Below are 12,638 nucleotides of genomic sequence, written 5' to 3'. Positions count from 1 at the left end.
TTCAGTGATAAGCTAATCTAACTGCAAAGGTTTATTTTGTCGCTTTACTCTCAATAGCTTTAATGCTGTTGTCGCAGCTGTTGTGCTTTTTGCAAATGGTACTGTGCTTTTTGCATTTCATTTATATTTTTGTAACATAAATGCAAAAGTTGATGACTTTGCCACATACTAGGAGAAAGAGATAGTACTTTTGTTAAATCTTTGATTGCCTTTCTGTAATTTCTCAGATTATAGTAAAGATTTCCGCGATTATTGTAAGATTCCACGTATCTCGGATTTAATTGTATAGCTTTACTATAATCACTGAGAGCTTTATTGTACTTCTTTTGTTTATAATAAAGACTTCCACGATTGAAGTAAGCCAACGGATATTTGGGATTTGATTGTATAACTTTATTCCAATCAGCAAGGGCATTATTATCCTGGTTTAAATAGTGATAAAGAAGTCCACGATTGATGTAGAATCGTAAATTTTCAGGATCTATTTGTATAGCCTTATTGTAATCAGCAAAAGCCTTATTGTACTGATTTAGATTTTTGTAAAGATTCCCTCTATTGGCGTAAATATTTGAATATTCAGGATTTAATTATATCGCTTTACTATAGTCACTGAGAGCCTCATTGTATTTATTTAAACGGTGGTAAAGACCTCCGCGATTGCCGTAAGCTTCTGAATCATTGGGGTTAAGCTGTATAACATTATTATAATCATTAAGAGCTTTATTGTATTTCTTTAGTCTATAATAGAGATTTCCACGATCGAAATAAGCCAGTGAATATCTAGGATCTAGTTGTATCGATTTATTGTAATCAGCAAGAGCCCTGTCATACTCGTTCAGATTTTTATAACAAAATCCACGATTGTAATAAACCAATGAATATTTAGAATCTAGTTGTATCGCTTTATTATAATCAACAAGAGCTTCCTTGTACTTCTTCAAACTCCTGTAAACATTGCCACGGTTGTTATAAACCAGCGGATCTCTAGGATTGAGTTGTATCGCTTTATTACAATCATCAAGAGCTTCCTTATAGCGATTTAAACCTTTATAAAAATTAGCGCGGCTACTATAAGCTAATGAATTTTCAGGATCTAGTTGTATCGCTTTATTGTAATCAACAAGAGCTTTTTTATGCTGGTTTAAATCGCTATAAAGAAGTCCACGGTTGTTATAAACCAACGAATCTTTAGGGTCGAGTTCTATTGCTTTATTATAGTCAGCGAGAGCTTCTTTGTGCTTCCCTAGTTTATGGTAGAGACTTCCGCGATTGGAATGAGCACCAGAATATTGGGGATTTATCTGTATAGCTTTACTATAGTCGCTAATTGCCTTATTATACATTTTTAAACTATAGTAGAGGCTTCCACGATTGAAATAAGCTTGTAAATATTGGGGGTTTAATTGTATAGCTTTGTTGTAATCAGCGAAAGCCTCTTTATACATTTTTAAATCTTTATAACGAAGTCCACGGTTACTGTAAGTATGCGGATGCTGAGGATTCTTTGCTATTTGTAAGGTGTAGTATTCTATGCTCTTGTAAGAATTTCCAGCTTGAGATGTTATAAATCCCTTTAGGAAACTCCAGTCTTCTTTTTCTCCATAGTTTTCTACGTCTTCGAAAATTTGCGAAAATAAATTGGCAAATTCTTTATCTCTTCGTAGGATTTTATGTTCTTTTACAGAATAATTAAGTATTTTCATTACTTTGTTGAGTGCGGTTTTTGTTTTATTTTTTTCTTCTTCTGTTTTTTGTGTAGCTTCTAGAGCTTTATTTCGTTCTTCCTCAGCATAATTTAAGGCATTTAGTGTCACAACAAGAGAGCAAGAAAGAATAACAAAAATAAAAACAATACTACTGCATATTATTTTGTGTTTACTCACGAAATGAGCAAGCACATTCCAGGAACTATATTTACGAGCGATAATTGGTTGATTAGATTTGAAGTTTTTCAATTCCGTGGCTAGTTGTTTAAAATCGGCATATCTTTTTTGAGGATTTCGTTGCAAGCATTTGAGGCATATCGCTTCGAGAAAAGGCGAGATATCTGGATTGAGCTGCCGCAAAGGAATCGGTGTGCTTGTCGCGATCTGTATAAGAATATTAACCTGCAATTCTCCTTGATACACCGGTCGGTAAGTCAATGCCTCATAGATCGAAGCGCCTAAAGAGTAAATGTCACTTTGGTAGTTAGCCCGACCCTCTACTTGTTCTGGAGCCATGTAGTAAATTGTGCCAAGCATTTGACCAGATTTTGATAGTTGTTTTGTCATTTCTGATGTTTTAGCCAAACCAAAATCCATGATTTTAGGGACTCCATCCTTTGTAAGCATGATATTACTCGGTTTTATATCGCGATGTAAAATTTTGTTTCTGTGCACATAGTGTAAAGCTTCGCAAAGAGGAATCATCAAATCAACTAACTGCTCGTGTTTGATGCTTTTGTTTTTAATCAAATCAGCAAGAGTAATTCCTTCAATATATTCCATTGTGAAATAAGGCCGCGGCGTGCCCCCACATTCATAAAATCTGATGATATTTGGATGATTTAGTTTAGCGACCGTTGCTGTTTCAAGAAAAAAGCGTTCAATGTGTTCTTTCTCACCGCACATAATAATCTTTAGAGCTATAGTTGTTTTTAATTTCGTGTCATAAGCTTTGTAAACAACACCCATCCCACCACGACCTAGTTCCCCAAGAATTTGATATTTACCAAACATTTGAGATGAACTATTGCTGCTTTTAGTGACCAACTTTTTTAGTTGCTCCAAATCGTCATTTATTGATATCATCGGTTTTGATTGTTTTTTTTCTTCTTTCACCCTGTTCTCCGGTAGTATGTGCGTAAAGCTTTTTTATTTTGTAACAGGTTCCTAGTACTTTTATTTTCGCAAGTGTTTTGATTTTTATAAACAACAGTACCACAACCATCTCCATTATAACATGTTGTTTGGCGTACTGTTACGCTGATTCTTAATTTGTTTTGTTATTGTGTGCACTAAACCACATAACGCAAAGCCTTATAAAATAAAGTTCTATAAACAGCCAACCCTTCAAACCCCTAAAATCACTAGCGTACATCTTTTGGTTGTATAAAAGTTTTTATTTTGTAGTATTATAAGATCAGACTATCTTTTGTGTAAGTTTAATTATTACCAATAATTTTTTGCGTAAAAAAACCAAAAGAAAACCGTATGTTTCTTGACAAATTACTTTTTTTACCATATTCTTATGGAGATTATGCGTCTGTCTGGGAAGTAAAAATATTTGATTGTGAATGGAGTAAGTTAGTGGAAATACTTGAAAAATTAGAAAAGGCATTTCAAATTAAAGATCCAGACTTGGCAAAGATGTTTGTGCACCTTGTGAGAAAAGATCCACAACCTAAAAAGGCTGTAAAAGAAGGGTCTTTAACATACCAATCTTTTTTAAGAGATTTACAGTCTAAAAAACAAAAAGCACAGCGCGATCATTTTCGTCAAGAAAGTCTAAAGTTATTGGAGTCAGAAGAAGAGCATTTACCTGAGCGCCTCAAAGTAGATAAGTTACTTTTACAATTATGGCAGGAAAATAGTAGTTATAGCCGAATGTGTTTGTTCGAAATTATAGCCAATGTACCTTTGGTGTGGGGTCCATGGCGAGGACTTAAGCAAATCTTTAAAGAAGCGGAAGCTAAAAAAGATAGTGAAATATTTGGTGCTCTTAGCGCTCGTTTTGACTGTGAACTAGCTTGTTTTTCCAACACAAATGAGGTGAGTAGAGCTACTCTTCGTTATCTTGTCAGACGAAGTTGGCGCTATTTAAGAAAAATAGGTCAGGATTTACCTGCGTGTTACTTGGATTATGTTGTCGATGTTTTAAAATTTTATCCACCTCATACAAATTGGCGTGGCACGTGGATCGCCAACCACATTTTTTTTCACAACAGCCAAAAATATACGCGACGCAAATTTAAGCCTTACTTTAAACAAAATTTTTTAAAAGATCGTGCTTTTTCTGATTTATGGCAACGTTCTCCACGACCGCTATTTAATCTTCTTGAAGAAGCAAAATCTGACGATGTGTGTGAATTTGTCATTTCTGCACTTAAAAAAGATTTTGTTGCTGATTTAAGAGACATAGAAGCTATTTGGGTCATACGCTTGTTAGAAGCTAAACGCTCTATTTTAGACGAATTTGTCGTGTGGATACTTACCAATGTTCCTAAATTTGAGCAAGGTGCTTTTCGCAAATTAGGTTTACACAAACCAGTGCTAAATTTGCTTCATTCATCTTCATCTTCTGCAAATAAATACGCTTGTAAGTACGTAAGAACATACGCGCGCGATTTACCCATAGATAACCTCATTTTATTGGCAAATCATGACAACAAAGAGGTATGTAAACTTGTCGTAGACTTATTACAAGATCGTCATCCACGCAATGAAGTTGGTTTAGAAGCGTGGGGACAATTGCTCGAAGTTCATTCTTGTAATGAATTCACAGAAAAAATACTTCGTGAACACTTTGGAGCAAAAGAATTGACTTCCGAGTGGTTCAAGCAGCGACTACTTAGAAACAACAACTTTTCTTGTAGTTTTGTCAGCAAAAATTTATTAAAAATCCACTCTTTAAAATCTCTAACGCCGGATTTTTTTTATAACGTGCTTTCAGAATTAAATGATGAAAACGACGAAAGTGGTAGAGCTGTTGATTTTTGTATGTATACTTTAGAAAAATTTGACCCAAAAAAAATTGATTTACAGTTTATCAAAACACAATTAATAAACCCTTCAACTCTTTCTCATATTTTGCCTTGGTTAAAAGAAGAGAAGATTAAACCAGAACTTCTTGGAGTCGCGTATTTAAAAACACTAGCTTACCATGTTGAATGGGAGAATTCATCGTGGGTGGAAGAACTCAAGAAGTCAAACCTAGAGTGGTGTAAAAATTTAGAATTTGATGAGTATCTCATGCGTAATGCGCAAGAGTGGCTAAGTGATGTTCGTAGGTTTTCTGCTAGTGATATTGGTTTTGAGTGGTTATTTGAGCTAGTACAGCGAAAAGAAGAGCATTATCACAATTTTGCTAGTGAGTATCTTACCAAGGCTTTTGTTCCAGCTGATTTTTCCGCTAAAAAAGCGAAAAAAGTAGAAAAGAAAACTAAATCCAAAATCAAAGTAAACCTAAAAGAACAGACGTTTTTGTTTACTGGTAAATTAAAAACAATGACGCGTAGCGAAGCGAATAACAAAGTCACAACTGCCAACGGTAAAAAAGCTTCTGGTGTAAGTGGTAATTTGGATTATTTAGTTATAGGTGATGAAGGTTCATCCTTGTATGGAGAAGGGCGCAAGGGAAGTAAGCAAGTAAAAGCAGAAAAACTCATTGCCGATGGTGCTGCAACAAAAATTATTTCAGAAACAGCTTTTCTACAAATGCTAACGGGTAAAAAAAGTGATCATTCAGCAGAAGATGCAGTTGCTGGTTGCGAAATAATTTGGCAATATTTATTAGGAGAAGAAGATTCTCCTCTTGCGCGTTTTGCAAAATCTTACATCGAGAGACATCATCCACAAATTTCACTTAAATTAACAGATCGTCCTGTTGACCCAGGTAACGAAATACCAGAAACGTTCTTAACTTTCGAACGTATACAACAACTTTTGAGTGATGAGCGACAAAGTTTACGTACATTAGGTTTAGAAATTTTATACTGGGAATTAGCGCGTTTACAACCGGACATCTACAAAATTGTCAAACTATGTGATAATACATCCTCAGAAGTCGTTGATTTTTTTACCTTAGCTCTCACTGCCGAAGACACAAAAGAACATAAAACTTATCGTTTAGATCCTAAGATACTCACGGCTGATGCGGTTTACCAATTATGCGAATCTCCACAAGACGAAGCGCGAACCCTTGGTATGAGATTAATTCATAGTAATTCTCATCTTGCCATTCCCGAAGAACTATTTCGTTTGACAGAAAGCCCTGACCGTCGTGTTTTATCCTTTGTTGTTGAAGTTATCTGGAAATTATATTACGAAAAAGGCACGACAATTACCTACAAACAACATATGGAAAAAGAAGTTTTAGTAAAACAAAAAGAATCTTTAGACAAATCGCAAAAATTGCCAACAACAGAAGAATTGTTAAAAGATTTTCTACGACGAATGTTATTTCGTATTTCTCCTGCGAAATTTGCAAAAGACGCACCGGTAGATACAAATTTAAACTACGCTTCTTTTCGCAAAGTAAAACTGCGTATTATTGAAGTGATGAGAGACATTGCGTTAAAAAACAAAGAGTTTGCAAAATTAATTGTGCCGTTATTTGAAGAGTTTGTTGCTTCTCATGGACAAAGTGAAAAATCAGCATGCCTAGTTGCTCTTGCTCGCATAGGTCATGTTTTTGATGAATTTCAAGTTTTAGAGCTTAGTTAAAGGATAAAAATGTCAGATAAAGTACAAAGATATTACAAATACCGCGGACAGGTAACATCCCTTTGCTACCACGATGAAAAATTGTTATTTGTCACAAAACACGATGAAGGGCAATCCACTGCTGTTTACATTCTCGATCCAGACAGTGGCTCGTTTGAATCTTATAACTTACCTTGTAGCGCAACAGATGCTATTGTCCATGATGACAGTTTGTTGGTCACAGGTACTGATGGTTATATTCATCATCTAAATATCAAAAGTTTAAAACTAAAAACTTTAGACACTCAAATAGAACCTAATGCAAGTTGCATTGTATATTTAAATAAAAAAGAGTTTGCTGTACTTTGTGAGAACACGATCTACATTCTCAGCATAAAAAAAGCATCTATTCTTTCGCAAATTGATCTAGAGCAAAAGACTAGCCACCTTGTATCTAGCCCTGATGGCAATTGGCTTGTTACCGGTAATGTTGCAGGAGAGATAGTTGTTTTTTCTCGCGAAGATAGCGATCAATTTGTGTTTAGTGATTCAAAAAAAATCCACCAAGGAGCCATTACTTCTTTGGCATTTGATTCCGACGAGTTGCGCGTATTGTCATCAGGAAATGACTATAAGTTGTTTATGACACATGTGCGCGGAGAGTTGGAACCAGAAGACAAAAGTGACTCTTCTGCTAAAGCAGCGTTCAATAACATTATTGAACGAGATAATAAATGCTACGGTACTGATACACTTGGGAACATCAAAGTTTGGGAAAAAGGCAAGAAACGTTTTAGTACAATAAAATCTGCCAAATCTACAGCACTTGTTTTTGCAAATTGGAAAGACAAACCTCACTTAGTTGTGGCAAAAAAAAATAATGACATTGCTTTTTTTCCATTAGAAGAGAAGAAACATATTGGTAGCGCAACTTTAGCCATTTCAGATGCTTACAACTGGGCTGAACATGAAATAAATAAAGATCCACGTCAATGCGAACCTGTTCTAAAAGAATTAGCATTATTTAATGACAAAAAAGCCATTGATTTGATTTACAAGGTAGTTACTTCAAATACCGATGTGGGAATTTGTGTGGCAGCGACAGAATTATTGGCTTCGACGGAACACCAGCTAGCTTTTCGCTTTTTAGAAGAACTGTTGAAATCGCAAGGTGAAAAAGTAAGAATTGCTGCTTTTGTTGGGCTATCCTCTTCACAAAAAATACTACCTACAATACAACTAGCTTTAAAAACAGGATTTGAGAATATAGGGATATTGGCAATTGATGCATTAAAAACTGCCGCCGAAAAAGATGAAGAAGCGATGGAGTTTCTTGTTGCTACTTTAAATTACAAATCAGAAGTTGTGCGTCAACGAGTTTTAAAAAGCCTAGGAGAGATTTACGGAGAAAAGTCTAGCGAAGCAGAAATTATAGCCTTTGGAAGCGACAAAGAAGATATACGTCGTCTCGCATTGATTCGCTTATTACAAAAAAATCTACTCTCTGATTTAAATGTACAATCGGTACTTCGCTCTTCTCTCGAAGACAAGTCTGATACAGTACGTTTTACTGGCTTTGTAATTTGTTTATTGCAAGACCTGGTACTAGTAGAAGTTTTACGTAGTAAAAGTTCCGATCTTCATCGTCAAATCTACGAAATTGAAAACTGGGGAAAAGAATCTAAAAGTAAAAAAATCCCAGCAGCCAAAAAAACAACGAAAAAACTAACAGAAAACAACCTACAAGTTTTATTTCAAGCGATGGCGTGTAACCATATCGAAACTTCTTTAAAAGGTGCATATTATCTCGCTTTGTTAGAAGATACTCGCGCGCTAGGAACATTGCTACAACTAAGCCGCGCTTCTTCTGCGAATATCAGAGTTCAAGTATGCATTGCTTTTCGCAAATTAAAAGATCCTCATGCCACACAACGGCTCAATATGATGTTACAAGATAAGGACATGCAAGTCCGCGATGTAGCTTTTTCGGCACTAGAGAAAATTTACGAGAAGAATCCTCTTGTGGTTGTTGAGTCAGGCTTTGCAGCCGCTGATCCAGAAATAGTACACGATCGTTCATTACACCTTGTGGTGGCTCACTTAAAGAAAACTAAAAAGAAAAACGAGAAAACACAATGCCTATCATTACTACAGCAAGCGCTAAACAATACCACAATTAGTAATGAAGCTTTTAAAGTTATTCTTGCACTTGACTTCTTAACAATGGAAGAACGTTTGCAACTCATTTTAAAATCAATTGATTCTACTATACGCAAAAAAGTGCTTATTGAACTCAAACCACAACTCAAAAACGACTGGGCGTGGAATTTACTTCTTGAAATGCAACAAGATTCCTATGCTGAAATTCGCTACCAAGCTTTTGAGATGGCCAAAAAACAAAAACGCGATATTGTGCAGGTTTTGGAAAAGGCCTCGGCTTGTCCATATGCTGATATTAGAGAGTTAGCAACAACAGCTCTTGCACGTAAGGTAACAAAAGACACTCGGCGTTTACTGTTAAAAATGATTTCTGACAACCAAAAAAATATTCGTCAACTCGCTATAGAAGCTTTTGTTGCTAATGGTGCTGAAGAGGAGCTGCTAGTTGCACTAGACAGCAAACATTCTGATGTACGCAACTACGCCGCACAGGCGCTTGCTTGGTTTGGTAACAATAAAGCTCTTCCTCAATTGCAACAACTATTACAGCAACCCAAACCGAAAAGAGACCCTGAAAAAGAGTGGCAGCAACAAATCATAATTGCTATCAATGGTGTCGCAAATTTATTTTCATTTTCATCTTTAGATTTAGTTATTCCTTTTTTAGATAGTGATGACAAGGTTATTCGCGAAACATGCGCGAAGGCATTGTTCTGGCTTTCAAACCAAAATGATCACTCATTTTTACAAGAAAAATTGAGTCATAAAGATCAAAACGTACAACGCGAAATTGCTTTTGCCTTGGCTTACTATGAAGACCGCAGTGGTTTAGCCATCGTACAGAAATTTTCAGAAGACAAAAATTATCTAATCGCGGCTTTTTCTTTGCGACAAAAAAATGAAGAAATGTTTCTGTCTCCAATGATAAATCAATCCACCCACACAATTCAAAATCTTGCACTCAGGACATTACTATTATACATGACTCAGTATCGTAATCCTGACCTACTTATTTCCTTATTATCTTCCATATATCCTCATATACGCTTGATGGCAATATCAGCTCTTGAACATCTTGCTGATGAAAGTAAATTTCAACAATTTGTATGGGACTTCATTAATAAACGTCAAGATGGTAAAACTTGGACAGTAGACGAACAAAAACTACAAACACTGACAAACGTTCTAGCAAGTAGTGATTCTCACTTAACGGTGTGGGTAATCAAGCATTTGTTAACACGACTAGAAGATCAAAAAAGAAAAGACTTCGATCAAAACTGGTTATTATTCGAAAAGCGTTTTGCTAAAAGAATTGAAAAACTAAAAGTAGAAACTTTTGATTACAATCTTGAGCCACAACAAGCACAGCAAATTATATTTGGAGCCTATGTTGGACTTTCTCGTATACGTAGAGATCAAACGAAATTTGCTCACTATCGTCAAGTTGCACTTTCTAAACTATGCGATATCGCTCAAAAAGATAAAACATTACAACTATCTGTGCAATCGGTAATGTTTTTAACGCTCAATGACTGTAGTGCACTAGTACGAGAACAAGCGTTTGCAGGTTTACAAAATCTAGGAACTGCAATAGAAGATTTAACAACGCAAGTCTTCGTTACAGGACATATTGATATATGCAAGCTAGCACTAGAGCTACTGATAAATAAACAAAAAAAGAGTGATGTTTCCAAAATGCTTAGTGACATTCAAAAGAGTTTTGATAATGGTTTAGAAGTAGAAGTTTCTCATCTTTTAGTTGATAAACAAGGAGGAATAAAAACTTGGGAAGCAGCTTTAACTGCTAAATCTCCTTCACTTCGTAAAATGGCTGTTAACAAACTAATTGAACTCTATGATGAAGATAAAAAATCGCATAAAGTTTTGCATTCCGCCTTACAATCTCCTTACAAAGAAATTCGAGAACAAGTGGCTTTTTCATTAGCAATGAAAAAAGATGAGTATGCTTTTGAACCTTTGAGTAAACTACTTTTTAGTAATGATCGCTACACACAAAAAACAACAATAAACGCCTTGAGAAAACTGCAACATCCTGAAAGTACAACACTTTTTGTCAAACGTATAGAAAATGATCCAGCGGAAACTGCTCTAGCAAAAGAAATGTTAAACGCAGTAGGACACTTCCGCAACCCTAAAGATATAGATGTTTTAAATACGTTTATTGAACACAAAAAAACATTTACTGCTGCTAGCGATGCGTGGCTTACAATCAGTGGTTTCGATCAGGAAATACAAGACATTGAACATGATGGTGACTGGTTTAAAAAGCAACATCCACGTCATTTAGAAGTTTTTCAAAAACTGTTAGATAAATGGTATCATCTTGGTAAGTACAAAAGTATTGTTGCGCAAAAAAATTCTCTTTATTGGATTAAAGACAATTCAATTGATAGTACACTTCAAGATTGGTGCACTATTTCTGATGAGCGCGTTCGCCATACAATTATTACTATTGTAGGATGGCGTTTACGTAAACGCGATGGAACAAATGTTATGTTGCAAAAATGCTTGCAAAGCCAAGAAATTATTGATCGTTTTCTTGCAGCAGAAGCACTTGCTCTCCACCAAGATGCTGCTGGATTAAATATCTTACGAACCTGTTTAGAAACATTACCAGAACTAAACTATCGACGTCGCGCAGTAAAAGCGGTAGGAGTATTAGCAAATGACAACGCATTTGACACCTTATACGATATTACATCAAATAGTGAACATGCGCTATACGAAGAAGCGGTAGAGGCTCTAGGACATTTACGTAAATCTAAAAAGGCAAAAGTTATCTTTGAAAAATTACAAAAAATTCTATCGAGTAGCACTTATAACACCACTCTAATTTGCAAAGTTCTTCATGGTCTTAGGTGGTTTAACGATCACAACAGCTGGAATTTGATTCGTAGTTACATGGAACATAACAATTGGGAAGTTCGCCTAAAGGTAGCTGAGCTCTTGCAGTTTAACGATGATAACGCCAATATTGATACCTTGCAAAAAATAATTCGTAAAGATAATGACTACGATGTTCTGAATCAAGCACACGTTTCTTTGAGAAAAATTACCAAAGCGCAGAGTTTCATCGTTGAAGAAGCATTGTTACAGTGTAGCCAAAATCTGCTTGAAGACGGCCAAATAGAAAAATTTTCTCAACAAACACCATTTAAAAAGCTTTTTGATGTACTGCCAAAAATTCAAAACCAAAGTATTGCAAACATTCTAATTTCTAAAGTCTTAGAAAGAGAAGACCTCACAGCTAAAGATGCTTTAAACGCAATAAAAACAAACGATTACAATGTAATCTCTTTAGCCGCACATATTATCGCGAGGACAAAACTAACAAAAGCACAACACAAAATAGCGACTGATAGCTTAGCAAAATTATGGCAAGACTTTTCTGTAGATCTCAACCATCAGCAGAAAACTAATGCCAAGATTCTACATAAAGAGGAAAAATTGTTAGCTTGCAGTTACTTGGTTTGGGCTTGTGGACGCATTAAAATAGCAAAAGACACTATTTGCGCTATTCTAGAAACAAAAAACCAACAACTGTTTCATTTACATTGTATTTGTGTCTGTGCTTTAGAAAATTTTTCTGGTGATAAAGCTGTTTCGCAAACATTGATAAATACAGCGAAAAACAATGCTAGTTTTATTCGGAATTTTGCTTCATTTACTCTTGCTGTGCACAAAGAAGCAGACATAACTCTTGCAACTGAACTTATCGATCATCGCAATGCATCTCACCATATTTTGCAAAGTAGTGGTAAAAAAGTTTTAGAATTAACGGAGTTTATTAACGAAGTGCACTACCAAGGAATATTACTACCACTCTTTGTACAACATGGCGAAGTAAAAATACTACTGGATGTTGCAAAAAACACAGACAATTCTGAACAGGCGCGTTTGGGGGCTATCGAAGGATTGGCAGTAATTGCAGATGACAAAGCACAAAAGGCGTTAGAAAAAATAGCAAAAGTGAAAAAACAAGACAAAGAAGTTTGTAAAGCTGCGTGGCGCGCTCTACGAAGAGCAAAACGACGTCAAAAAGCATCGTAAAGG

4 protein-coding genes are annotated in these 12,638 nt (G+C 35.6%); 2 read left to right on the top strand and 2 right to left on the bottom strand.

Translation table 11 applies throughout. From position 1 onward, the window contains the following. Positions 1-59: 59 nt before the first annotated feature. A complete protein-coding gene (locus UABHE_RS20205; protein ID WP_372371652.1) occupies positions 60-566 on the bottom strand; it encodes a tetratricopeptide repeat protein in 507 nt (168 codons plus the stop codon). Between the two features lie 21 nt (positions 567-587). Then, positions 588-2,822, bottom strand: coding sequence for a tetratricopeptide repeat protein (locus tag UABHE_RS20200; RefSeq protein ID WP_372365072.1), 2,235 nt, complete (start codon positions 2,820-2,822; stop codon positions 588-590). 372 nt (positions 2,823-3,194) lie between these two features. Between UABHE_RS20200 and UABHE_RS20195 the strand changes: the two genes are divergently transcribed. Together UABHE_RS20195 and UABHE_RS20190 are read left to right on the top strand one after the other, a co-directional pair. Continuing rightward, the gene (locus UABHE_RS20195; protein WP_372365071.1) at positions 3,195-6,425 is read left to right on the top strand and encodes a BRCT domain-containing protein; all 3,231 of its coding nucleotides are present in this window, start codon (positions 3,195-3,197) and stop codon (positions 6,423-6,425) included. 9 nt (positions 6,426-6,434) lie between these two features. Continuing rightward, a complete protein-coding gene (locus tag UABHE_RS20190; RefSeq protein WP_372365070.1) occupies positions 6,435-12,635 on the top strand; it encodes a HEAT repeat domain-containing protein in 6,201 nt (2,066 codons plus the stop codon). Positions 12,636-12,638 lie beyond the last annotated feature (3 nt).

The sequence above is a fragment of the Candidatus Uabimicrobium helgolandensis genome, from assembly GCF_041508025.1.
Taxonomy (GTDB): Bacteria; Planctomycetota; Uabimicrobiia; order Uabimicrobiales; family Uabimicrobiaceae; genus Uabimicrobium; species Uabimicrobium helgolandensis.
Note: the sequence above shows the minus strand (reverse complement) of the source record. Positions and strands in the feature narration are given on the sequence as shown.